This is a genomic window from Propioniciclava sp. MC1683 (genome assembly GCF_014164675.1).
Taxonomy (GTDB): domain Bacteria; phylum Actinomycetota; class Actinomycetes; order Propionibacteriales; family Propionibacteriaceae; genus Propioniciclava.
On sequence record NZ_JACJFX010000001.1, the window covers coordinates 286,901 to 310,645 of the forward strand.

Below are 23,745 nucleotides of genomic sequence, written 5' to 3' on the forward strand. Positions count from 1 at the left end.
GAGGCTGGTATGACTTCCGAGCACCTCCTCGACGTCCGCGACCTGCACGTCGAGTTCCGCACCCGCGACGGGGTGGCCAAGGCCATCAACGGCGTGTCCTTCCACCTCGACGAGCGCGAGACCCTCGCGATTCTTGGCGAGTCGGGGTCGGGCAAGTCGGTGACCGCGCAGGCGATCATGGGCATCCTCGACACCCCGCCCGGCTACGTCACCGGGGGCGAGGTGTTCCTGCGCGGGCAGGACCTCATCAAGCTCCCCGAGAAGCGGCGCCAGGCCGTCCGCGGCCCGCAGATCTCGATGATCTTCCAGGACGCCCTGAGCTCGCTCAACCCGGTGTTCCCGGTGGGCTGGCAGATCGCCGAGATGTTCCGCATCCACAAGGGCATGAACCGCTCCGACGCGCAGGCGGAGGCCGTGCGGCTGATGGAGCGGGTCAAGATCCCCGCGGCCAAGGAGCGCGTCAAGGCGTACCCGCACCAGTTCTCGGGCGGCATGCGCCAGCGCATCATGATCGCGATGGCGATCGCCCTCGACCCGGCCGTGCTCATCGCCGACGAGCCGACGACCGCCCTGGACGTCACCGTGCAGGCGCAGATCATGCAGCTGCTCAAGGAGCTGCAGGCCGAGTCGGGCATGGGCCTGATCCTGATCACCCACGACCTCGGCGTGGTCGCCGACGTCGCCGACCGGATCTCGGTCATGTACGCGGGGCGCATCGTCGAGAGCGCCGGCGTCCACGACCTGTACAGCCGCCCGGCCCATGCGTACACCAAGGGGCTGCTGGACTCGATCCCGCGCCTGGACCAGCGCGGCCAGACCCTGTACGCGATCGGCGGCCTGCCGCCCAACCTGATGCGCATCCCGCCGGGGTGCCCCTTTAACCCGCGCTGCGTGTACGCCACCGACGTCTGCCGGACCGGGGAGCCGCCCGCGCTGGTCGAGGTGCTTCCCAGGCGGCTCGCGGCCTGCCACCACACGAAGGAGGTGCTCGCCGATGGCCGAGCCTGACGTCGTGCTGCGGGCCGAGGAGCTCGTCAAGCACTACCCGATCAAGACCGGCGTCATCCGGCGCACCACAGGCCACGTGCGCGCCGTCGACGGGGTGTCCCTCGAGTTGCGCCGCGGGGAGACCCTCGGCGTGGTGGGGGAGTCCGGCTGTGGGAAGTCCACCCTCGGCCGGCTGCTGATGCGCCTGGAGGAGCCGACCGCCGGTCGCGTGTTCCTCGACGGCGTCGACATGCACGCCACGAGCGGTGCCGCGATGCGCAAGATGCGCCGTGACATCCAGATCGTGTTCCAGGACCCGTACACATCGCTGAACCCCCGCAAGACGGTCGGCGACATCGTGGCCGAGCCCTTCGACATCCACCCCGACGTCGTGCCCAAGGGCGGCCGTCGCCGCCGGGTGCAGGAGCTGCTCGACCTCGTGGGCCTCAACCCCGAGCACATCAACCGGTACCCGCACCAGTTCTCGGGGGGCCAGCGCCAGCGCATCGGCATCGCCCGCGGCATCGCGCTCAACCCCAAGGTGCTGATCTGCGACGAGCCCGTCTCGGCGCTGGACGTGTCGGTGCAGGCGCAGGTCGTGAACCTGCTCGAGAAGCTGCAGGACGAGCTCGGTCTCGCCTACGTGTTCATCGCCCACGACCTGTCGGTGGTGCGCCATATCTCCGACCGGGTCGCGGTCATGTACCTGGGCAAGATCGTGGAGGTCGGCACCGAGCACGAGATCTACGAGACGCCCACGCACCCGTACACCCGGGCGCTGCTCTCGGCGGTGCCCGTGCCCGATCCGCGGGCGCGCGAGGTGCGCCAGCAGATCGTGCTCACCGGCGACGTGCCCAGCCCGGCCAACCCGCCCTCGGGCTGCCGGTTCCACACCCGCTGCTGGAAGGCGACCGAGCTGTGCTCCCGCGAGGAGCCGGCGCTGGTCGAGCGCCCCGACGGCAACGGCGGCCACGAGTCGGCGTGCCACTACGCGGAGGAGAGCGCGGCCGAGCGCCTGACGGTGTGAGCCGGGGTACGCTGGCCGACATGCCTGCGGACAGGGAAGCGCACGTCGTGACGGTCTCCGACCGGTGCGCGTCCGGCCTGCGCGAGGACGCGTCCGGGCCCGCCGCCCGGGCCGCGCTCGAGGCGTCCGGCTGGGCGGTGACCAGCAGTCTGGTGCCCGACGGCGAGGCCTCGGTGGCCGACGCCGTGCGCGCGGCCGTGGCCGCAGGGGCGCGCTTCGTGGTGACGTCGGGCGGCACCGGGGTGGGGCCCCGAGACCGCACGCCCGAGGGCACGCGCCGCGTCCTGGACCGCGAGGTGCCGGGCATCGCCGAACTGCTGCGCGGGGCGTCCGGGAAGCCGCACGCCTACCTGTCGCGCGGGGTGGCCGGCGTGGCCGGCCGGGCGCTGGTCGTGAACCTGCCCGGGTCGCCGCGCGCGGTCACCGAGGGCATCGAGGTGCTGCTGCCGCTGGTGGACCACGTGCTCGACCAACTGGATGGAGGGGACCACTGATGCCGTTGCTCCACTCGGCGGTGACCGACCGGCCGCTGGACGCCGACGCGCACGTCGCGCTGGTGTCGGGCGCGCGGGCCGGGGCGCTGGTGACGTTCACCGGCATGATCCGCGACCACGACCCCGAGGCCGAGGGCGAGGTCACCGGCATCGACTACAGCCACCACCCCGACGCCGACGCGCTGTTGGCGCGGATGGTGGAGCGGCTGCTGGCCGAGCGCGACCCCTCCGGGGTGGCGGCGGTCGCCGTGTCGCACCGGGTGGGTCACCTCGGGGTGGGTGACCTGGCGCTGGTGTGCTGCGTCGCCACGCCGCACCGCGCGGAGGCCTTCGCCCTCTGCGCCGAGGTGGTCGAGGTGATCAAGGCCGAACTGCCGATCTGGAAGCACCAGACCGAGGCGTCCGGGCGCAGGGTCTGGTCGCAGCTGGGGCTCGACGCCGGGTCCGCGGAGGGGGAGCGTTCGTGAGGCGGCTGCCGCTGCTGGTCGACTCCCACGGGCGCGAGCACCGCGACCTGCGGATCTCCCTCACCGACCACTGCAACCTGCGCTGCACCTACTGCATGCCCGAGCAGGGCGTGCCGTGGCTGCCGAAGGCCACCCTGCTGACCCTGCCCGAGCTGCTCGCCATCGCCGAGGTGGCGGTGGGGGCGGGGATCTCCGAGATCCGGCTCACCGGCGGTGAGCCGCTGCTGCGCCGCGACATCGTCGAGATCGTGGCGGGCCTGGCCGCGCTGTCGGGCCCCGCGGGGCGTCCCGAGGTCTCGATGACCACCAACGGCATCGGGCTGGCCAAGCTGGCCGGTGCGCTGGCCGAGGCGGGTCTGGCGCGGGTCAATGTCTCCTTGGACACGTTGCGGCCGGACCGGTTCGTCCAGCTCGCGCGCCGGGACCGGCTCGCGGACACCCTGGCGGGCATCGAGGCGTCGCTGGCCGCCGGGCTGGGCCCCTTGAAGCTGAACACCGTGCTCATGCGCGGGATCAACACCGACGAGGCGGTGGATCTGCTGCGTCACGCCCTCGGGATCGGCGCCGAGCTGCGCTTCATCGAGCAGATGCCCCTGGACGCCGGCCACACCTGGACCCGCGAGGGCATGGTCACCGCCGACGAGACCCAGTCGCTGCTCGCGTCGGCCTTCGACCTGAGGGCGCTGCCCGGACGCGGTGCCGCGCCCGCCGAACGGTTCGAGGTGCGGCCCGTGGGGTCTCCCGACGCGGAGCCGCTGGGCACCGTCGGGATCATCGCCTCGGTCACGCGTCCCTTCTGCGGCAACTGCGACCGCCTGCGCCTGACCGCCGACGGCCAGCTGCGCAACTGCCTGTTCGCCACCGGCGAGACCGACCTGCGCACGCCCCTGCGCTCCGGGGCCTCGGCCGAGGAGTTGACCGCGCTGATCCACGAGAACCTCGCCGCCAAGCTGCCCGGGCACGGGATCAACGACCCCGACTTCCTGCAGCCCCGGCGCCCGATGAGCGCGATCGGCGGCTGAGGCTCAGGCCGGGCGGTCGATGGCGTCCAGCTCCCAGCCGTCGGGGCCCGGGACGACGTTGCGCGCCAAGGGGATCTGGTGGGAGGCGCTCTCGAGGATGTGCATCAGGTAGCCGCCGGTGTTGGGCAGGGCGATGATGTCGCCGGCAGCGACCCCCTCGGGGAACCACATCCGCCGGTGCAGGATCAGCTCGTCCTCGATGCAGTAGGCGCCGACGAGGAACCCGTCGTAGGCGTCACCGGCCGCGCCCCGGCGCACCAGCACCGGGTCGACGAGGAAGTCGTCGGAGGTCGAGCGGCACTGCGTCCGGTTCATCTCCAGGCCGACCAGCCCGACCCCGTCGCTGCGCTCCTTGGTGAACGCCACGCGCGCGAGGGTCAGCCCGCAGCCATCGAGCAGCGAGCGGCCCGGTTCGAGGTGCAGCCGCAAGCCCCGGGAGGCCAGCCCGGACGCCGCCGTGCCCGACCCGTCCGCCAAGGGCAGCGCGAGCAGCCCGTCCAGCCAGCCGCCCCGGACCGGCTCCTGCCAGTACGGGTAGACGGTGCCGAGCGGGTGATCCTTCCACGTGATCGCCTCGTCGCGGTTCCCGGACGTCATCGCGGCCCAGAAGCCGTGCCAGACTGCGCGGTCGTCGAGGTAGCTCATCGGGACGCCGCCGCCCAGGTCCACGAACCCGACCGGGTGCCCGGCCGCGCGGAGGGCGTCCACGAGCGGGAGGCACTCGCCGAGCACGGCCACCCGGTCGGCGGCCGCGTACCCGTGCAGGTGGGCGTGGACGCCCACGACCTGCACCGCCGGCACCCGGGCCCAGTCGACCTGCGCCCACGCAGACGTGAGGACCCCGAAGCGCGTCGGCGGCAGCCCGGTCGCCGGGCTGGGCGCGACCCGCGGCGCCACCCGGGCGACAGCCTCCGCCGAGCTGGCGACCGCGGCCACCCGCTCCAGCTCGGCCGGGCCGTCGACCGACACCGTCGTGCCGGAGCGCACCGCGAGCTCGAGCAGCGCGTCGGGCTTGATGGCCGCGCTCAGGATGACCCGCTCGCCGGGCACGCCGGCGTCCAGCACCTGCCGCAGCTCGGACTCGCTGGCCACGTCCACCCCGTGCCCCGCGTCGGACGCCGCGCGCACCAGCGCGAGCGCCTTGTTGGCCTTGCGCGCGAAGAAGACGCCGACCTCGACGCCGTGGCGGGCGCCGGCGTCCACGAGTTCGGCGGCATTGCGGGGGAGCTTTCCGGGTTCGATGACGTTGACCGGCGACCCGTGCTCGGCCAGCAGGGCCTCGCACGCGTCGGGGTCGGAGAGCAGGGCGAACATCCAGTGCTCGAGCCGGGCGGGTAGCGGCGGTCGGCCGTGGACGCCGGCGCGCAGCCGGTCCCGGGCGGGGTGGTGGTTCATCGTTCCTCCTCGAAGCGGGCGGCGACCCGGAGGGCCCAGGCGTCCCGGGCTGGGTGCAGGCTGCGGGACAGGGTGTCGTTGCCCACCGTCGCGTCCTCGGTGGGGCGTCCGACGACGGCGAGCCCGGGCAGGGGGTGCCCGTCGGGGGACAGGCAGGTGGCGTCGGCGGTGTGCGCGACGCCCCGGCGTCCGGGGGCCTGTACGAGCAACCCCGCCTCGACGAGGCGGCCGGGCAGCGTCACGGCGCCGGTGACCACGCCGGGGCCGGGCAGCACGGCGTCCACGACGACGTCGACGGCGACCGGCCCGTGGTGCCCGGAACCGTCGATCGTGTCGGTGGCCAGCGATGAGGCGTCGACGACCCCCGCCTCGACGAGCGCGAGCAGCTTGGCGGCGTTGACCGGCGGCGGGCCGAAGGCCACCCCCTCCAGCCGGGATGCCGCCTCGGCGAAGGGCTCGAAGGCGAGCCCGCCCCCGAGCGAGAAGCGCTCCACCAGCGCGGGGTACAGCTCGCGCCAGGCGGCGCCGACCGCCCAGCCGGCGTCGGGGCGGGCCCGGTCGGTGGCGACGGCGAGCGACGCGCGGAGGGCGTCCACGGCGTCGGCGTGGGTGGGGGCACCCTCGAAGACGTCCTCGACCCCCGCCGGGTCCTGACCGAGCCCGGCGAGCAGGTTGCGCGCCGTGGCGGGCACGACGGCCAAGGCGACAGAGGCGTCACCCGCCGCCCGGATCGCCGCAAGCCCCCGCTCGCGCACCGCCCCCGGGACCGCGGAGGCGATCGCCGACCCCGGCTGCGGCTTGACGGCCATGAACCGGCCCCGCCGGGCCACCGGGCGCAGCGACCCGGGTTCGTCCCCGCTCGCCATGTACCCGGGCGCCCACGGCTCGCCGGTGAAGCGCCCGCCGCGCCCCTCGGTGAGGGCGAGGGCCAGGTCGATGAAGGTCAGGGCGGCCCCGCGGCTGGCCACGACCGCTCCGGCCGGCACGGCGTCCAGACCGCTGACGGGGTAGACCGACGGCACGAGCGCTTGCGGTCCGGACCAGCCGACCGCCAGTCCGTCAGGGGAGTCCGTCGCGTGCCCGGTCGCGAGCAGGACCTCGTCGTAGGCCGCCCCGTCGACCGCCCACGCAGCTCCCGACGCCTCGACGGTGCCGGCTGCGCGCGCGACATGGCTGAGCCCCGCGTGCCGCTCGAAGAGGGACGCCCAGCGCTCGGCCAGGTACGCCCCCAGCAGCGCGCGCGGGGGGAACGGGTCGAGGGGAGCGGCCTCACCACGGGCAAGGCGCCACGCATCGAAGCCGTCGATTATCGCCGAGGTCACGTTGAGGCGCAGCCAGACCGGCTGGTCGGTGGCGTAGGCGGCGCCGGTGCCGGGCGGGCGGGAGTCCCAGACGTCGACCACCGCCCGGGGTGCCCGGGCGAGCAGTTCCTCGACGGCGTAGAGCCCCTTCGGCCCCGCGCCGACCACCGCGACCCTCACGCGCCCTCCCCGAAGGCGGCGACGCGGGCGGCCAACGTGTCGGGCGACACGCCGACCTCGGCCTCGACCCACGCGTCGTCGAACACCGTCGACGCGTACGGCTGGCCGCCGTCGTGCAGGATCAGCACGACGTTGCCCGACAGCTGGGGTGCCAACCGCGCGACCGCAGCCGCGACGGCCCCGGCCGAGGCGCCGGCGAGGACGCCCTCGCGCAGGGCCAGCGCGCGGGTGCCGACCACGGCCTCGTCGTCGGGGATGCGCGCGACCGCGTGCGGGGTCAGCCCCTCGGCCAGCGCGGGCACGATCCCGGCCCCGTAGCCGGCGAGCAGGCGGGTGCCGCGCTCGCCCCCGAACAGGACCGAGCCCGCGGCGTCCACGGCCACGACCCTGGTGCCCAGCCCGGCACGCTCCACGTGGGCCAGGCAGCCGGCGATCGTGCCGGTGGTCGAGGTGGCGACGAACACCCAGTCGACGTCCCCGCCGAGCGCGAGGTCGACCTCGCGCATGGTGCCGTCGGCGTGCGCCCGGACGGCGGCGCGGTTGGAGTACTGGTCGAGCCACACCGCGTCGGGCCGGTCGTCGACCAGCTCGCGCACCCGGGTGAGGCGGGCCACGAGCCAGTCGCCGGTGTCGGGGTCGGGTTCGGTGACGGGGACGACCTCGGCGCCGAGCGCGCGCACGATCGCCAGCGTCGCCGGGTTGGTGCGCGGGTCGACGACGCACACGGCCTTCATGTCGTGCAGGAGGGCCAGCCGGGCGAGCGCGACCGCGAAGTTGCCCGAGCTCGACTCGACCAGCGTCGACCCGCGCCCGATCCGACCGGACGCCAGCGCCTCGGCCACGATCGCCTGGGCGGAGCGGTCCTTGGCCGAGCCGCCGGGGTTGAAGGACTCGAGCTTGGCGAACAGCCGCGCGGGGCAGTCGGGCAGCAACCGGGTCAGGCCGACCAGCGGTGTCCCCCCGATGGTGTCGAGGAGTGCCTTCGGCCCGATGGTGCCCACGAACGCGAGCCTACTCCTCCCTGACAAGGGGAGACGATCGACGTCAGCCCCCGGCGAAGGGCGGCAGGACGTCGACGACCATCGTGGGTGACAGCGGCGTCTCGCGGTCGTCGGTGCGGTGGCCCTCGACGAGGATCGAGCACCGGTCGAGCACGCGCGAGAAGCCCTCGCCGTGTTCCTCCACGAGGGCGTCGCGCAGTTCGCCCAGGGTCGCGGCGTCGACCACGACCGTGTTGGTGCCCGCGGCCTCGGCGGCGGCGGCGAAGAAGCGGACGGTGGGCATCAGTCCTCCTCGGGGAGCGGGGCGGTGGCGATGGCGTCCTGCAGCGCGGTCGCGACCGCGACGGGGTCGGCCTCGGGGTCGGCGCCCAGCGCCAGGCCGAGGATGAAGGTGGAGACCGGCGCCATCGGCCGGGCCCCCTCGTGGGCCACCCGGCGGGACAGGCGCAGCAGTGCGTGCTCGTCGACGCGGGCGGCGTCGAGGCCGAGGCGGGCGCAGGCGTCCTCGACGAACGCGCGCCAGCCCTCCTTGTCGTCCTCGGCGGCGTTGGCGGGGGCCGCGGGGTTGGAGGCGACCCAGCGCGCGAGCTGCTCGGGGGTGTCGAGGTCCTCGACCGAGGCGTCGCCCGGGTCGACCGGCAGCAGCGACAGCGAGGCCATCACCCCGCGCACGGAGCGGTTCGCGGGATCGCCCCAAGCGGCGAACGCGCGCCGCAGTGCCGGCGTCCGGTAGAGGGCCGCGAGGTGCTGCAGCTCGCCGCCGGCGTCGCGCAGGCACAGGCCGTCCGCGTCGTCGGGGGCGGTGTCGAGGGCCGAGCGCAGGACGCCGACCGCGGCGGGCGCGTCCGGCAGGTCACAGGCCAGCACGAGCGTCCACGGCGCGGGGGAGGCGACGGCGTCCAGCCCGGCCAGCAGCCCGGCGGCCGGGCCGGTGCCGGGCGGGTCCTCGCGGGTCACGACGACGCCGAGCGGGACGGCCACGTCGCCCACCACCACGGTGGTCGCGGCGCCCGCCGTCGCGCGGAGCACGATGTCGAGCAGGCGCTCGCCGGACACGTCCAGGTCGGCCTTCGAGACGTAGCCCATCCGCGAGCCCTGCCCGCCGGCCACGACGACCGCGTCGAACTGCTGCATCATCCCTCCCGCGTCCATGATCCCGAGCGGCCGCCCTCCTTGGCCAGCAGCACGACGTTCTCGATGTGGGCCGAACGGTCCAGCCCCTTGACCATGTCGATGACGGCCAGCGCGGCCACGCTCGCGGCGGTGAGGGCCTCCATCTCGACGCCGGTGCGGTCGGCGGTGCGCACGGTGGTGCGGATCTCCACGCCGTCGTCGACCACCTCGAGGTCGACGGTGCAGCCGTGCACGCCGATGACGTGGGCGAGGGGCAGCAGCTCCGGGGTCTTCTTGGCCGCGGCGATGCCGGCGATGCGGGCCACGGCGAGCACGTCGCCCTTGGGCACCTCGCCCGAACGCAGCAGGCCCACGACCTCGGGCGCGACCCGCACCGACGCGGCGGCGGTGGCCGCGCGCACGGTGGGCTGCTTGGCGGTGACGTCCACCATGCGCGCGCTGCCGGCGGCGTCGAGGTGGGTGAACGGGTTGTCGGTCACGGGAGCCTCCTCACGGCGACCAGGTCGCCGGGTTCGACGGCGGTCAGGTCCTCGCCCACGGCCGCCAGCGCGTTGGCGGCGGCCAGCGACGTGACCATGTGGGACGCCGACCCGCGCCGGTGCGCCGGCCGGACGACCTGCCGCCCGGCCTCGTCGACGTCGAGGAACACCGGGATGACCTGGCGGCGCCCCGCCGGCCCCGACCAGCCCTGCACGACGGTCGCCACCGACCAGCCCGGCGTGGGCCGGTCGTGCAGCCGGTCGAGCAGCGGCACGACGAACACCTCGTAGCTCACGGCGGCCGACAGCGGGTTGCCGGGCACGGCGACCACGGGCACGCCCGCGTCACCCCAGCGGGCCCAGCCCTGCGGCTTGCCGGGCTGCATCCGGACGTGCCGGAAGCTGGCCCCGCCCGCCTCGAGCACGATCCGGGTCACGTCTGCGTCGCCGACGCTCACCCCGCCCGAGACGACGATGACGTCACACCGGCCCGCCAGCTCGTCGAGCGCCGCGGTGAAGGCCTCGGCGGTGTCGCGCACGGCGGACGCCACGACCGGGACGCCCCCGTCGCGGGCCACCGCCGCGGACAGGAAGGTACCGTTGGACTCGTAGATCTGGCCCCGGCCCAGCTCGGTGCCCGGTGCCACCAGCTCGTCGCCGGTCGCGACCACGCCGACCACCGGACGCCGCACGCACACCAGCCGCGCCGCCCCGGCCGCCGCGGCAGCGGACAGCTCGCGTGGCCCCAGCCGCACGCCGGCCTCCAGGACCACGTCGCCCGCGCGCACGTCCTCGCCCGCCCGGCGCACGTGGCGCCTGACGTCGACGACCTCGTCGATGCGGACCCCGCCCTCCACGGGCGTCGTCTGCTCGACCGGCACGACCGCGTCGGCGCGCGAGGGCAGGGGGGCGCCGGTCATGATCCGCACGCAGGCGCAGCGGCCGAACACCGGGTCCTCGGCCGAGCCGGCCAGCACCTCGCCGGCCACGTGCAGCGTCACGCCCGGCACGAGGTCGGCGGCCCGCACGGCGTAGCCATCCATGGCCGAGTTGGCGAAGGTGGGCACGTCGGCGCGGGCCAGCACCGGCTCGGCGAGCGTGCGCCCGGCGGCCTCGGCCAGCGGCACCCGCTCGGTGTCGGCGAGCGGGCGGACGAGGGCCAGCACCTCGGCGAGGTACTCCTCGACCGAGAGCAGGACGCGCTGCGTCGAAGCCATCAGTACGACGCCTGGCTCGGGTCGACGTCGGCCACCCAGGCCAGGATCCCGCCCTCGAGCACGCGCACCCGCGCGTACCCGGCGGCCTCCAGCGCGCGGGCGGCGGCCTCGGCGCGGGGCTGCACCTTGCAGTGCACGACCACGTCGGCGTCGGGGTCGATGCCCGTGGCGGTGGGGTCAGACAGCACCTCGGCCAGCGGCACGCGCACCGACCCGTCGATGGCGGCGATCGCGACCTCGGCGGGCTCGCGCACGTCCAGCACCACGGGCGGGGCGTCGCCGGCCAGCTCGGCGGCCAGCTCGGTGGGGGACAGGGTCTCGGTCACGGTCGTCTCCTCGGCGGGGGAAGGGGCAGGCGGTGCGGCGGTTCGGTCGCCCGGGACCAGCGGGATGTGCTGCACGGTCGCGGCGAGCAGGTCGACGAACGCGACCCTGCCGAGCAGGGGCTCGCCGACGCCGCAGATCAGCTTGACCGCCTCGGCGGCCATCATCGACCCGACCTGGCCGGTGAGCGCGCCCAGGACGCCGGCGTCCCCGCAGCTCGGGACGGTGCCGGGGGCCGGCGGGTGGGGGAACAGGTCGCGCAGGTCGGTGCCGACGAACCCCGCCGGCGGGGCGGCCCAGAACACCGACACCTGCGCCTGGGTGCGGTAGACCGAGGCCCACACGTACGGCAGGCCGAGTTCGGCGCAGGCGTCGTTGACCGCGTACCGGGTCTCGAAGTTGTCGGTGCCGTCGAGCACGAGGTCGGCCCCGGCGAACAGCTCGGCCGCGTTCCCCGGCACCAGCCGGACGCCGCGGGTCACCACCTCGACCGTCGGGTTCAGCGCGCGGACCGCGGCGGCGGCGGAGTCGACCTTGGGCGTCCCCACGGCCGCGTCGGGGTGGATGACCTGCCGGTGCAGGTTGGTGACGTCGACCACGTCGTCGTCGATGATCGTGAGCCTCCCGACGCCGGCCGCGGCCAGGTACAGCAGCGCGGGGGAGCCGAGGCCGCCGGCGCCCATCACCGCGACGTGGGCGTTGCGCAGGCGGCGCTGGCCGTCCTCGCCGATCGCGGGGACAAGCAGGTGGCGGGCGTAGCGGTGGGTCTCCGCGCGGGTGAGCGGGGGACCCGGCTCGACCAGCGGGGGCAGGGGGGTCACGACGCGGCGGCCTCCCGGGCCGCGTCGACGAGGTGGTCGACAGCCTCGGCCGGGGGCGTCCCGGCGGCGATCGCCAGGCCCCAGAGGTGGGCCGACACCGGGGCCATCGGCCGCTCGTAGGTGGTGGCGACGGTGCCGGTCAGGTCGTGGACGGCCCGCGCGTCGACCAGCGCCGGGTCCACACCCACGGCGGCGCAGACGTGGTCGATCCACGCCTGCCAGCGCGCCTGGTCGATGGGGGGACGGCTCATGGGACCGGCCTCAGCCGAACCAGCCCAGCAGGCCACAGCCGATCGCGAACACGATCATGAACGCGAACAGCCCGATGTTGATCAGGGTGCCCATGCGGCCGCCGGCCTCCTCGTCGGCATCGGGGGCCGCGGTGTCGAGGGCGCGGTCGTTGTCGGTGGTCATGAGAGGCCTCCCAGGCGACTGAGGTCGGAGACGAGGGCGAACGCCAGCACGACGAAGACGGCCGCCATGAACCAGGTGTACATCCAGCGCTTGGGGTGGTCCGACCCCCAGAAGCGCTTCAGGCTGACGACGCCGTTCACGACGGCGAACACGCACAGGGCGATGCCGATCGGGGCCGCCACCCAGCCCGAAAGGGCCAGCAGCGGCACCAGGACCGGCACCAGCACGTAGGTGACGATGCACCGGACCGCCGAGACGACCACCGAGACCCGGAACGCCCGGTGGGCGCCCTCGCCGGTGTCGCCACCCGGCGCCCGGACGCCGAACAGGCGGCGCATGAAGCGGTCGGGGGCGGCGTCGGAGCGGAAGCCCGGGGACGCCGTCGTCTCCGCAGCGAACGTGTCGGTCACGGCCCTAGGTTATCGCTTGGACGCCGTGGGGCTCTTCCACGTGCCCTGCGGTGCGCGCGACGGGGTCGGCCGCTGGCCGGTGTCGCCCTTGCTGCGGTAGACGATGTACGGGCGGGCCAGGTACTGGACCGGCGCCGAGAACACGTGCACCAGGCGGGTGAAGGGCCAGATCATGATCAGCAGGAACGACAGGACGGCGTGCACCTGGAACTGGATCGGCGTGCCGGCCATGGCGATCGCCTCGACGTTCGGCTGGGCCATGAAGATCGACCGGAACCAGACCGAGACGCCCTCGCGGTAGTTGTAGAAGTGCTCGTCGCCCAGCGCGGTGCTGATCGTGTTCCACATGCCGAAGAAGATGTTCAGGCCCAGGACCAGGTACATCACCTTGTCGTTGACCGTGGTCGCGTTGAAGACCGTCTTCACCGTGCGCCGGCGGAACACCAGGATGATGAAGCCGATCGTCACCATCAGGCCGGCGGTGACGCCGCCGATGACCGCGACCAGGTGGTAGGTGTGCTGGTCGATGCCCATCGCGTCGGTCCAGCCCTTGGGGATCACCAGGCCCATCGCGTGGCCCACGACGGCCATCAGGATGCCGTAGTGGAACAGCGGCGAGCCGATGCGCAGCAGCTTGCTCTCGTACAGCTGCGAGCTGCGCGTGGTCCAGCCGAACTTGTCGTACTTGTAGCGCCAGATCATCCCGACGACGAACACCGCCATCGCCAGGTAGGGGAAGACAGCGAACAGGAAGGTGCTCATCGTTGGGCTCCTGTCAGGTCGAGCGAGAGGTCGAGGTCGTCGTCGGCGGGGTGGGGGTTCAGCCGCGGGTCGAGGGCGTAGCCGTCGAGGCCGACCTCCTCGTTGGGCGGACCCTCGGCGAGCAGGCGGGCCACGGCCTCGGCCTGCGTGCCGTCCAGCGGCGGGAGCGTCGCGCGCAGGGCGGTCACGGCGTCCGCCCACGGCGAGTCCTTGGCGTCCAGGCCGAGCTGCAGCAGCTCGATCCCGGACCGGTGGTCGTTCAGCAGCTTCCACGCCACGTCGACCGAGCCCGTGGCGCCGAACTCCAGCACCACCGACAGGTGGTCGGGCAGCTCGTCGTCGTTCACCTCGAGGCCCGCCCGCCGGAACGCCTGCTTGAACTGCACCAGCGCGATGCCCCGCTTCCGGGTGTCGCCGTGGGCGTAATAGGTCAGGTGCAGGGCGCACTTGCGGGTGGTGTCGAAGGTGTCCACGTAGGCCGTGCACACGGCTTGGGCGTCGGCGTCGGCCAGGTGGTCGGCCAGGCGCAGCAGGGGCTGGCCCACGGCGTCCGGCAGCGTGCCGGCCGCCTCACGGATGGCCGGCAGCAGGCCCAGCACCCGCTCGTCGGGGTAGCTGAGCAGCAGCGAGGCCAACTGCCAGGCGGTGCGCAGCTGGGGCTCGGGCAGGGTGGGGGCCGGGTGCCTGCGCCGCACCGGCATCTCGGACGCCGCGGGCTGCGGCCGGCCGCCCCCCACGAGGCGGCCGAGCCACTCGGCGGGTCGTCGGCTCACTGCGGGTCCTCCTGCGCCCTCATGCCCTTCAGCGGCGCCTCGGCGCGCGGGTCGGCCGGCAGGTCGGGGCCCGCGCCGGGGATGCCGTGGCGGTGCTCGACCTCCTCGGGGGAGTCCTTGCCCGGCACGCCGCGGCCGTCCCACTGCAGGTAGCTGACCGAGCCGGGGACCTGGCTCATGTCGTCGGCCTGCATGCGCTCCTTGGTCTCGCGCAGCGTCTGGATCGCGACGGGCACCGGCCCGCCGGAGCCGCCGCCGAACGCGCCCGGGCCGCCCTCGCCGACCGGGCAGTCGGTGGCGAGCTCCTCCAGCGCGTGCGCCTGCTCGGCGTGCGCGGTGGGGATGACGTAGCGCTCGTCGTACTTGGCGATGGCCAGCAGGCGGAACATCTCCTTCACCTCGGCGCCGGTCATTCCGACGGCCTGGGCGATCTCCTCGCGCGGTTCCCGCTCGAGGTTGATGTCGCGCATGTAGGAGCGCATCGCGGCCAGCTTGTCGAGCACCTGGCGGACCGGTTCGACGTCACCGGCGGTGAACAGGTTGGCCAGGTACTCCAGCGGGATCCGCAGGGCGTCGATGGCGCCGAACAGGTTGCCGGCCTCCTCGGCGTCGTGCCCGGTTTCGCGCACGGCGTCCACGATCGGGGACAGCGGCGGGATGTACCAGACCATCGGCATCGTGCGGTACTCGGGGTGCAGCGGCAGGGCGACCTTGTAGTCGTTGATCAGCCGCAGCACCGGAGACTTCTTCGCCGCCTCGATCCAGTCCAGTGGGATGCCCTGGCGCTCGGCCTCGCGGGCCACCGCCGGGTCGCGCGGGTCGAGGAAGACGCCCCGCTGCGCCTCGTAAAGGTCACGGTCGTCCTTCACCGAGGCCGCGGCCGTGACGGCCTCGGCGTCGTACAGCATGAGTCCGATGTAGCGCAGGCGACCCACGCAGGTCTCCGAACACACCGTCGGGATGCCCACCTCGACGCGCGGGTAGCAGAAGGTGCACTTCTCGGCCTTGCCGGTGGAGTGGTTGAAGTAAATCTTCTTGTACGGGCAGCCCGAGATGCACATGCGCCAGCCGCGGCAGCGGTTCTGGTCGACCAGGACGATCCCGTCCTCCTCGCGCTTGTAGATCGCGCCCGAGGGGCAGGACGCCGCGCAGGTCGGGTTGAGGCAGTGCTCACAGATGCGCGGCAGGTAGAACATGAACGACTTGTCGAACTCGAAGGTCACCTTCTCCTCGATGCCCTTCAGCATCGGGTCGTCGTGACCGGTCTTGTACGTGCCGCCCAGGTCGTCGTCCCAGTTGGCGCCCCACTGCGGGTTCATCGGGCGGCCGTCCAGCAGCGAGTGCGGGCGGGCGACCGGGAACGTCTTCTGGGCCGGCGCGTTGAGCAGGTTCTCGTAGTCGTAGGTCCAGGGCTCGTAGTAGTCCTCGATCTCGGGCAGCTTGGGGTTGTTGAAGATCGTGGCGAGCTTGGCCAGTCGGCCGCCGCCCTTCAGCTTCAGGCGCCCGTTGCGGCCGAGCTCCCAGCCGCCCTTCCAGGTCTCCTGGTCCTCGTACCGGCGCGGGTACCCCAGGCCGGGTCGGGTCTCGACGTTGTTGAACCAGACGTACTCCAGGCCGGTGCGGTTGGTCCACGCCTGCTTGCAGGTCACCGAGCACGTGTGGCACCCGATGCACTTGTCGAGGTTCATCACCATCGCCATCTGGGCCATGATGCGCATGTTCTTCGTCTCCTTGGCTCGTGGGTGGTGGGTCAGTAGGCCAGCGGGGCGGTGCGCTTGCGGAGCATCGTCACCTCGTCGCGGTTGTTGCCGGTCGGGCCGAGGTAGTTGAAGGCGAACGCCAGCTGCGCGTAGCCGCCGATGATGTGGCTCGGCTTGATCAGGATGCGGGTCATCGAGTTGTGGATGCCGCCGCGCCGGTTGTTGGTCTCGGTCAGCGGCACGTCGATGAGGCGGTCCTGGGAGTGGTACATGTACACCGTGCCCTCGGGCATGCGGTGCGACACGATCGCGCGGGCGGCGACGACGCCGTTGCGGTTGACCAGCTCGATCCAGTCGTTGTCGGCGATGCCCACCTTCTCGGCGTCCTGCACGCTCATCCACACCTGCTGCCCGCCGCGGGAGAGGTTCTGCATGAACCAGTTGTCCTGGTACTGGCTGTGGATCGCCCACTTGAAGTGCGGGGTCAGGTAGCGCACGGACACGCCCAGCTCGTTGGTCTCGCCCAGCGGGGTCTCACCGAACAGCTGGGTCATGTTGAGCGGGCCGCGGTAGGTCGGCAGCATCTCGCCGAGCGCGTTCATCCAGTCGTGGTCGAGGTAGAAGTGCTGGCGCCCGGTGAGGGTGTGCCAGGGCTTCAGCCGCTCGACGTTGATGGTGAACGGGGAGTACCGGCGACCGCCGGACTCGGAACCCGACCACTCGGGCGAGGTGATCACCGGGGTGGGCTGGCCCACGATCTCGTTGAAGGTGATGATCTTGCCCTCGTGCTCGGCCGCCAGGTCGTGCATCTTCTGCCCGGTGCGCTTCTCCAGGGTCTTGAACCCCTGCACCGCGAGGTGGCCGTTGGTCGTGCCGGCCAGCGCCATGATCGTCTCGGCGACGTGGATGCCGTGGTCGAGCTTCGGACGCCCCGCGTCGACCCCCTCACCGGTGCGGACGCCGTTCTTGCCCTTGAGGTAGGTGATCGCCGAGTTCACGTCGACCGTGACGGCCTTGGTGGTCGTGCCCAGCTTGTCCATCAGCGGGCCGATCGCGCCGTACTTCTCGCCGATCTGCGTGTAGTCGCGCTCGACCAGCACCAGCTTGGGCATCGTCACGCCCGGCACGGGCTCGACCTCGCCGGTCTTCCAGTCCGCCACGATGCCGTGCGGGGTCGCCATCGCGTCGGGGGAGTCGTGCAGGAGCGGCACGGCCACGACGTCGGTGCGGGTGCCCAGGTGGCGGCGGGCCAGCTCGGAGAACTGGTTGGCCAGCAGCCGGAAGCTGTCCCAGTCGGTCTTGGACTGCCACGGCGGGTTGATCGCCGGGGTGAACGGGTGCACGAACGGGTGCATGTCGGTGGTGTTGATGTCGTGCTTCTCGTACCACGTGGCCGCGGGGAGGATCACGTCGGACATCAGCGTCGAGCTCGTCATGCGGAAGTCCAGCGTGAGGACCAGGTCGAGCTTGCCCTGCGGCGCCTCGGGCCGCCACACGATGTCCTTGGGGCGCAGGTGCTCGGGGCTCTCGGCCGCGCTGACCGCGTGGTCGGTGCCGAGCAGATGCTTGAGGAAGTACTCGTCGCCCTTGGCGGAGTTGCCGAAGAGGTTGGCGCGCCACAGCATCAGCACGCGCGGCCAGTTCTCCTCGGCGTCCGGGTCCTCGACGGCGAACTTCAGCTCGCCCGACTTCAGCGCGTCGGCCACGTAGCGGCCGACCTCCTGGCCGGACGCCTTGACGGCGTCGCCCAGCACGAGCGGGTTGCGGTCGAACGTCGGGTAGGACGGCATCCAGCCCGAGCGGGCCGACTGCGCGTACAGGTCGGCGGTGACCTTGCCCTTGAACTGGCCGTTGCCGGCGTCGCCGGCACCCAGCTCGTCGGCGGTGAAGGTGTCGTAGCGCCACTGGTCGGTGTTGATGTACCAGTAGCCGGTCTGGATCATCTGCCGCGGCGGACGGCTCCAGTCCAGACCGAACGCCATCTGCGCCCAGCCGGTGATCGGGCGGGCCTTCTCCTGGCCCACGTAGTGCGCCCACCCGCCACCGTTGCGGCCCTGGCAACCGGTGATGGTCGTCAGCATCAGCATCGTGCGGTAGATCAGGTCGGAGTGGTACCAGTGGTTGGTGCCGGCGCCCATCAGGATCATGGAGCGGCCGTTGGTGTCCTCGGCGTTCTGCGCGAACTCGCGCGCCACGCGCTCCACCTGGGCGGCCGGGACGTTGGTGATCATCTCCTGCCACGCCGGGGTGTAGGCGCCCGTCTCGTCGCCGTAGCCGGTGGGCCACGTGCCCGGGAGGCCGGGGCGTCCGACGCCGTACTGGGCCAGCATCAGGTCGAACACCGTGGTGACCAGCTTGTCGCCCACCCGGCGCACCGGGACGCCGCGTCGCACCGTCGTCGGCGTGCCGTCGGGGGAGTCGAACAGCGGGAGCTCGACCTCGACGGACTCCTCCCCGAGCAGGGTGAGCTCGGGGCGGAGGTCGCCGAGGTCGAGGTTCCACTTGCCCAGGCCCTCGTCGCCGAAGCGGTGGCCCAGGGTGCCGTTGGGGATCGCCGGCGCGTTGGTCGCGGCGTCCCACAGGGCCGGCTTGAACATCGCGTTCTCGCTGTCGGCCTCGGGGTTGTCGAAGTCGCCGGCGACCAGGTTCTTGCCGGGCCGGAAGACGACCTGGCCCGCGGCGTCCGAGCCCACCGCGTCGAGCGTGACGAGGAAGGGCAGGTCGGTGTAGGCGCGGGTGTACTCCTCGAAGTAGGGCACCTGCCGGTCGACGAAGAACTCCTTGAGCACGACGTGGCCCATGGCCATGCCGAGCGCGGCGTCGGTGCCGGGCGCGACGGGCAGCCACTCGTCGGCGAACTTCACGTTCTCGGCGTAGTCGGGCGCCATGACGACGACCTTCTGGCCGCGGTAGCGGGCCTCGGTCATCCAGTGGGCGTCGGGGGTGCGGGTGAGCGGGACGTTCGAGCCCCACATGATCAGGTAGCCCGCGTCCCACCAGTCGCCGGACTCGGGGACGTCGGTCTGGTCGCCGAAGACCTGCGGGGAGGCGACCGGGAGGTCGGCGTACCAGTCGTAGAAGCTCAGCATCGACCCGCCGATGAGGCTGGTGTAGCGGGCGCCGGAGGCGTGGGAGACCATCGACATGGCCGGGATGGGGGAGAAGCCGGCGATGCGGTCGGGGCCCCAGCGCTTGATCGTGTAGACCTGCGCGGCGGCGACCATCTCGATCGCCTCGTCCCACGTGGCGCGGACCAGGCCGCCCTTGCCGCGGGCGCTCTTGTAGCGCTTGGCCTTCTCGGGGTCCTGGACGATGGACGCCCACGCGACGACCGGGTCGCCGTGCTCGGCCTTGGCCTGGCGGTACATGTCCATCAGGACGCCGCGGATGTAGGGGTAGCGCACCCGGGTGGGGGAGTAGGTGTACCAGGAGAACGCGGCGCCGCGCGGGCAGCCGCGGGGCTCGTACTCGGGCTTGTCGGGGCCGGCGCTGGGGTAGTCGGTCTGCTGCGCCTCCCATGTGATGATGCCGTCCTTGACGTACACCTTCCACGAGCACGACCCGGTGCAGTTCACGCCGTGGGTCGAGCGGACGACCTTGTCGTAGGCCCAGCGGTCGCGGTAGAACCAGTCGCCGCGGCCACCCTCCTTGAACACGGCCCGGTTGTCGGCGGTGACGGGGGCCTTGCTGAAGAACTTCCCGGCGCCGATCAGGGCGTCGGCGAGGGGGCCGTCGAGTCCGGCGGAGGAGGCGGGCCGGGGCTGCGTGGCTGTCATCGTGCTGGCCTTTCGGTCGGGAGGACGGGGACGGAACGTTCGGGGAACGGGGTCGCGGTGCTCAGCCGGGCGACGCAGAGCTCGGGCTGGACGAAGGGGATGAGGCTGACCGTCGCGTCGGTCTCGCCGAGGGCCTCGAGGGTGCCCTGGATCACGCCGCGGTGGACGCCGCAGGCGACGGCCGGGTTGTCCACCGCCAGCTGTCGCAGGGGGCAGTGGTGCAGGCCCAGCTGGGCGGTGCGGCCGGCGTCGGCGGTGGAGACGGTGGGCTGGTAGCCCCAGCGGTCGAGGACGTCGAGGACGGCGCCGACCTTCGCCAGCCAGGCGCCGGGCGTGCTGGCCGGGGTGCTGTTCTCGGCGACGTCGATGCCGACGAGCTCGGCCGCGTGCTCGAGGGCCCAGCGGCGACCCGCCTCGGCGGCGTCGTGGGACTCGCCCGAGGCCATCGACGCGGCGAGCACCTCCGCCAGCAGGCGGTAGGCGTCGGGGGCCGTGACCTCGGTGAGCTGGCCGGGCTGGACGGTGAACCGGCGGCGGGGGCGTCCGACGCGCGCGCGCTCGTCGTGGGAGGCCACCAGGCCGGCCTGCTCGAGGCGGTCGAGGTGGAACCGGACCGTGGTCACGTGGAGGTGGAGGCGTTCGGCGAGGTCGGCGGCGGTCAGGCCGGTGCTTCGGTTGGGCTGGCCCGCGCTGGTGAGGTGGGGGAGGTTGGCGAGGGCGTCCATGATCTCGCGGCGCACGGGTGACGAGAGCACGTCCAACGGCTGGACCTGCGCCTCGGTCATCGTCGCCCCCGTCTGTTTCGCGGGCTCCCTCGCACGGGTTTGGAGGAAGGTGGTCCTGAGTCTAACCAGATCCCTGCGGCGGCGTGCAAACTCCGGTAGATTGCGCTTGAAAACTTGATTTCACGGCCGTGTTTGCAAACCTACGCCGTGTAGTTGACGGTGTTGTCAGGCGTGTGGTTTCATCCGGTTGGTCCTCATAAAAAGGATATCGGCCGACATATCAAGGAGCCCCCGCATGGTCGGAGAAGTCCAGCGACACGAGGCGCCCGGTTCTGGCCGGGTGCTGACGATGTCCACCATCGCGTTCACGATGATGTTCGCGGTGTGGCTGATGTTCGGCATCCTCGGCAAGCCCATCCAGGCGGAGTTCGGGCTGACCGACGTCGAGCTCAGCTGGATCAGCGCGGTGGCCGTCCTCAACGGCTCGATGTGGCGCCTGCCGGCCGGCATGCTGGCCGACCGCATCGGTGGCAAGAAGGTCATGCTGTTCCTGCTGGTGTCCGGGGCGGTGGCGTCGTTCGCGGTCTCGTTCGCCAACAGCTACCCCATGCTGCTCGTGCTGGCCTTCCTGGTCGGCTTCGTCGGCAACAGCTTCAGCGTCGGTGTCGCGTGGAACAACGCGTGGTTCACCGACCGCCGCAAGGGCTTCGCCCTGGGCCTGTTCGGCGCCGGCAACGTGGGTGCCTCGGTCACCAAGTTCATCGGCCCTGCGATCATCGCGGCCACCGCGGGGGCCACGTACGGCCTCGGTGTCGTGGGCGGCTGGCGACTCATCCCGGTCATCTACGGCGTGCTGCTGCTGGCCATCGCCGTCACCCTGTTCTTCGTCACCCCGCACGCCGACCGGATGCCCGGCGCGACCAAGAGCGTCGCGGCGATGCTGGAGCCCCTCAAGGACATCCGGGTGTGGCGGTTCTCGCTGTACTACGTCGTCGTGTTCGGCGCGTACGTCGCGCTGTCGGCGACCCTGCCGGCCTACTACGTCGACAACTTCGGGGTCGACCTCACGACCGCTGGCCTGCTCACGGCGACCTTCATCTTCCCGGCCTCCCTGCTGCGGCCGGTCGGTGGCTGGTTCAGCGACCGCTGGGGCGCCCGCAGGGCCATGTACGGCACCTTCTTCGTGATGCTCGCCGCCTCCGGCGTCCTGATGATGCCCAACGGCCACATCGTGCTGTACCAGCCCGACGGTGGGCGCAACGAGGTCATGCACTACGCGATCAACCTCTGGCTGTTCGTCGCCCTGGTCTTCGTGATCGGCTGTGCGATGGGCGTCGGCAAGGCCGCGGTCTACAAGCACATCCCCACGTACTTCCCCGACAACGTCGGGTCCGTGGGTGGCCTGGTCGGGATGCTCGGCGGCCTGGGCGGCTTCTTCCTCCCGCCGATGTTCGCCTACACCAAGCAGTTCACCGGCATGGCCAACTCGACGTTCGCGATCCTCTTCGCCGTCACCGCCATCTCCCTGGTCTGGATGCACTGGACCATCCACCGCATGCTCCACGCCGAGTCCCCGCACCTGGGCGACGCCATCGAGGTCCCGTCCTCGCCGGCCAGCCCCCGTGAGTACGTCCCCGCCCGCTCCACCACCGCCCTCACCGAGGAGGAACTGCGATGAGTACAGAAGCCCGTTCCGGCAAGGAATGGTTGACCGCCTGGAATCCCGAGGACGAGGCCACCTGGGACAAGGCTCTTGCCTGGCGCACCCTGTGGATCACGACCTTCACGCTCACGATGTGCTTCGTCGCCTGGTTCCTGCCCAGCGCGATCATCCCGAAGCTCAACGCGATCGGCTACAACTTCACGCCCGGCCAGCTGTACTGGCTCGCGGCGACCCCGGGCCTGTCGGCCGGCCTCCTGCGCCTGGTCTGGATGGTGCTGCCCCCGATCATGGGCACCCGCAAGATGGTGGCGCTGACCACGCTGCTGCTGTTCTTCCCGGTGCTCGGCTGGGGCGTGCGCACCATGCTGCCGGGCACGGCGCCCTACTGGGAACTGCTCGTACTGGCGTTCCTCGCTGGCATCGGCGGCGGCGCGTTCTCGGGCTTCATGCCCTCGACGTCCTACTTCTTCCCCAAGCGCATGCAGGGCACCGCGCTGGGCCTGCAGGCCGGCATCGGCAACTTCGGTGTCTCGCTGGTGCAGCTGCTCACCCCGTGGATCATCGGCTTCGGCATGTTCTGGTGGATGGGCATCAGCCAGGAGATGAAGCTGCCCGGCAAGCCCGACCAGACGGTCTGGTACCAGGCCGCCTCCTACGTCTGGTTGCCCTTCATCCTCATCGGTGCGTACCTGGCCTGGCAGTACTTGAAGTCCGTGCCGATCAAGGCCAACATCCGCCAGCAGTTCGACATCTTCTCCAACCAGGACACCTGGTGGATGACGATCCTCTACATCATGACGTTCGGCACGTTCTCGGGCCTGTCGGCCCAGTTCGGCCTGCTGATGAACCAGCTGTACGGCTCGGGCAACGCCGCGATCGTGGAGGGGACCGGCGCCGCGGCGCAGATCCTGGTCGAGGGCTACACCGTGCCCGACCCCGCCAAGTACGTCTTCCTCGGCCCGCTCGTCGGCGCCGGTGCGCGCGTGCTGTTCGCCCCACTCACCGACAAGATGGGTGGCGCGATCTGGACGCTGGTCTCCGGCATCGGCCTCGTCGGTTCGATCTGGTGGACCATCGGCGGCCTGACCCCCGACCTGACGTCGGCGGCCACGCTCTCGGCCGGCTTCAACCGCTTCCTGTGGGGCATGCTGCTGATCTTCCTGTTCGCGGGGATCGGCAACGCGTCGACGTTCAAGCAGATGCCGATGATCTTCGAGCCGCGCCAGGCCGGTGGCGTCATCGGTTGGACCGCCGCCATCGCGGCCTTCGGCCCGTTCCTGTTCGGCATCGGCCTCACCACGCTCGGCGTCGTCCCGTTCTACTGGATCGGCGTCGTGTGGGCCGTCCTGTGCGTCGCGCTCACCTGGTGGCGTTACGCCCGCCCGGGCGCCCCGAAGCCCAGCTGACCGCCGGGGGCCTTGGCCGGCCCCGGCAGACGCACCTCCCGAGTGAATCCGCACCTGCTCCAGTGGGTGCGGATTCACTTTGGGGGTGCGTCTGTGTCCGCGCCCCGGTTCGCCCGGTGCATCCGGGCTTGTGGATGGCCTGTTGTCATCGTTTGCACGCCCCGCGAGGCCCCTCGCTTGCCTATTAGTCGGAGTGACTATAAATTGGAGGTGTCCTCGAGGGGAGGACGTGAAGAAGGAAAGCGAGGAGGTGCAGCATGAAGCTCA

Annotated in this window: 23 protein-coding genes; 7 read left to right on the forward strand and 16 right to left on the reverse strand. The window is 72.1% G+C overall.

Translation table 11 applies throughout. The annotated features are described in order from the left end of the window. Window positions 1-9 precede the first annotated feature (9 nt). Genes H5397_RS01405 through moaA form a run of 5 tightly spaced genes read left to right on the forward strand, consistent with a single transcriptional unit; the run spans window position 10 to window position 3,997 of the window. Complete coding sequence (locus tag H5397_RS01405) at window positions 10-1,008, forward strand: ABC transporter ATP-binding protein (protein WP_182814509.1); 999 nt, start codon at window positions 10-12, stop codon at window positions 1,006-1,008. Next, the gene (locus H5397_RS01410) at window positions 995-2,014 is read left to right on the forward strand and encodes an ABC transporter ATP-binding protein (RefSeq protein WP_182814510.1); all 1,020 of its coding nucleotides are present in this window, start codon (window positions 995-997) and stop codon (window positions 2,012-2,014) included. The genes H5397_RS01405 and H5397_RS01410 overlap by 14 nt, the downstream gene beginning before the upstream one ends. A gap of 20 nt (window positions 2,015-2,034) precedes the next feature. After that, window positions 2,035-2,508, forward strand: coding sequence for a molybdenum cofactor biosynthesis protein B (locus H5397_RS01415; protein WP_182814511.1), 474 nt, complete (start codon window positions 2,035-2,037; stop codon window positions 2,506-2,508). Further along, window positions 2,508-2,975 (forward strand): molybdenum cofactor biosynthesis protein MoaE, encoded by a 468-nt coding sequence (locus H5397_RS01420; protein ID WP_182814512.1) that lies wholly within the window; start codon window positions 2,508-2,510, stop codon window positions 2,973-2,975. Before H5397_RS01415 ends, H5397_RS01420 begins: the two co-directional genes overlap by 1 nt. Continuing rightward, window positions 2,972-3,997 carry a GTP 3',8-cyclase MoaA gene (gene moaA, locus H5397_RS01425; RefSeq protein WP_309224244.1) on the forward strand — a complete coding sequence of 342 codons (1,026 nt, stop codon included), beginning with the start codon at window positions 2,972-2,974 and terminating at the stop codon, window positions 3,995-3,997. The genes H5397_RS01420 and moaA overlap by 4 nt, the downstream gene beginning before the upstream one ends. A 3-nt stretch (window positions 3,998-4,000) precedes the next feature. Here moaA and H5397_RS01430 read toward each other — a convergent pair whose 3' ends face one another. Genes H5397_RS01430 through H5397_RS01505 form a run of 16 tightly spaced genes read right to left on the reverse strand, consistent with a single transcriptional unit; the run spans window position 4,001 to window position 20,469 of the window. After that, window positions 4,001-5,392, reverse strand: a complete 1,392-nt coding sequence (locus H5397_RS01430; RefSeq protein ID WP_182814513.1) for a Y4yA family PLP-dependent enzyme — start codon at window positions 5,390-5,392, stop codon at window positions 4,001-4,003. Continuing rightward, window positions 5,389-6,873, reverse strand: a complete 1,485-nt coding sequence (locus H5397_RS01435) for an FAD/NAD(P)-binding protein (protein WP_182814514.1) — start codon at window positions 6,871-6,873, stop codon at window positions 5,389-5,391. The genes H5397_RS01430 and H5397_RS01435 overlap by 4 nt, the downstream gene beginning before the upstream one ends. Then, window positions 6,870-7,874 carry a pyridoxal-phosphate dependent enzyme gene (locus H5397_RS01440; protein ID WP_220491875.1) on the reverse strand — a complete coding sequence of 335 codons (1,005 nt, stop codon included), beginning with the start codon at window positions 7,872-7,874 and terminating at the stop codon, window positions 6,870-6,872. Before H5397_RS01440 ends, H5397_RS01435 begins: the two co-directional genes overlap by 4 nt. Before the next feature lie 43 nt (window positions 7,875-7,917). After that, window positions 7,918-8,157: a MoaD/ThiS family protein gene (locus H5397_RS01445; RefSeq protein WP_182814515.1), complete on the reverse strand. Its 240-nt coding sequence runs from the start codon at window positions 8,155-8,157 to the stop codon at window positions 7,918-7,920. Next, on the reverse strand, window positions 8,157-9,011 hold the full coding sequence (locus tag H5397_RS01450; protein WP_182814516.1) for an NTP transferase domain-containing protein: 855 nt from the start codon (window positions 9,009-9,011) through the stop codon (window positions 8,157-8,159). The genes H5397_RS01445 and H5397_RS01450 overlap by 1 nt, the downstream gene beginning before the upstream one ends. Continuing rightward, window positions 9,008-9,487, reverse strand: a complete 480-nt coding sequence (moaC, locus tag H5397_RS01455; RefSeq protein WP_182814517.1) for a cyclic pyranopterin monophosphate synthase MoaC — start codon at window positions 9,485-9,487, stop codon at window positions 9,008-9,010. Before moaC ends, H5397_RS01450 begins: the two co-directional genes overlap by 4 nt. Beyond that, window positions 9,484-10,704: a gephyrin-like molybdotransferase Glp gene (gene glp / locus H5397_RS01460; RefSeq protein WP_182814518.1), complete on the reverse strand. Its 1,221-nt coding sequence runs from the start codon at window positions 10,702-10,704 to the stop codon at window positions 9,484-9,486. The genes moaC and glp overlap by 4 nt, the downstream gene beginning before the upstream one ends. Beyond that, the gene (locus tag H5397_RS01465; RefSeq protein WP_182814519.1) at window positions 10,704-11,849 is read right to left on the reverse strand and encodes a ThiF family adenylyltransferase; all 1,146 of its coding nucleotides are present in this window, start codon (window positions 11,847-11,849) and stop codon (window positions 10,704-10,706) included. The genes glp and H5397_RS01465 overlap by 1 nt, the downstream gene beginning before the upstream one ends. Further along, a complete protein-coding gene (locus H5397_RS01470) occupies window positions 11,846-12,100 on the reverse strand; it encodes a DUF6457 domain-containing protein (protein ID WP_182814520.1) in 255 nt (84 codons plus the stop codon). The genes H5397_RS01465 and H5397_RS01470 overlap by 4 nt, the downstream gene beginning before the upstream one ends. A 10-nt stretch (window positions 12,101-12,110) precedes the next feature. Further along, window positions 12,111-12,263, reverse strand: coding sequence for a hypothetical protein (locus H5397_RS01475; RefSeq protein ID WP_182814521.1), 153 nt, complete (start codon window positions 12,261-12,263; stop codon window positions 12,111-12,113). After that, window positions 12,260-12,673, reverse strand: a complete 414-nt coding sequence (locus H5397_RS01480; protein ID WP_182814522.1) for a hypothetical protein — start codon at window positions 12,671-12,673, stop codon at window positions 12,260-12,262. Before H5397_RS01480 ends, H5397_RS01475 begins: the two co-directional genes overlap by 4 nt. Window positions 12,674-12,682: 9 nt before the next feature. Further along, window positions 12,683-13,435 (reverse strand): respiratory nitrate reductase subunit gamma, encoded by a 753-nt coding sequence (gene narI / locus H5397_RS01485; protein ID WP_182814523.1) that lies wholly within the window; start codon window positions 13,433-13,435, stop codon window positions 12,683-12,685. After that, complete coding sequence (gene narJ / locus H5397_RS01490) at window positions 13,432-14,208, reverse strand: nitrate reductase molybdenum cofactor assembly chaperone (protein WP_309224245.1); 777 nt, start codon at window positions 14,206-14,208, stop codon at window positions 13,432-13,434. Before narJ ends, narI begins: the two co-directional genes overlap by 4 nt. Then, the gene (gene narH / locus H5397_RS01495; RefSeq protein ID WP_182814524.1) at window positions 14,205-15,926 is read right to left on the reverse strand and encodes a nitrate reductase subunit beta; all 1,722 of its coding nucleotides are present in this window, start codon (window positions 15,924-15,926) and stop codon (window positions 14,205-14,207) included. Before narH ends, narJ begins: the two co-directional genes overlap by 4 nt. A gap of 32 nt (window positions 15,927-15,958) precedes the next feature. Next, entirely contained in the window at window positions 15,959-19,684 is a 3,726-nt protein-coding gene (locus H5397_RS01500; RefSeq protein ID WP_182814525.1) for a nitrate reductase subunit alpha, read from the reverse strand. Next, window positions 19,681-20,469, reverse strand: a complete 789-nt coding sequence (locus H5397_RS01505) for a metalloregulator ArsR/SmtB family transcription factor (RefSeq protein ID WP_182814526.1) — start codon at window positions 20,467-20,469, stop codon at window positions 19,681-19,683. The genes H5397_RS01500 and H5397_RS01505 overlap by 4 nt, the downstream gene beginning before the upstream one ends. Before the next feature lie 235 nt (window positions 20,470-20,704). On the opposite strand from H5397_RS01505, the gene H5397_RS01510 reads away from it, so the two are divergent. Together H5397_RS01510 and H5397_RS01515 are read left to right on the forward strand one after the other, a co-directional pair. After that, complete coding sequence (locus H5397_RS01510; protein WP_182814527.1) at window positions 20,705-22,087, forward strand: nitrate/nitrite transporter; 1,383 nt, start codon at window positions 20,705-20,707, stop codon at window positions 22,085-22,087. Beyond that, window positions 22,084-23,478 carry an MFS transporter gene (locus H5397_RS01515; RefSeq protein WP_182814528.1) on the forward strand — a complete coding sequence of 465 codons (1,395 nt, stop codon included), beginning with the start codon at window positions 22,084-22,086 and terminating at the stop codon, window positions 23,476-23,478. The genes H5397_RS01510 and H5397_RS01515 overlap by 4 nt, the downstream gene beginning before the upstream one ends. The last annotated feature ends 267 nt before the right edge of the window (window positions 23,479-23,745 follow it).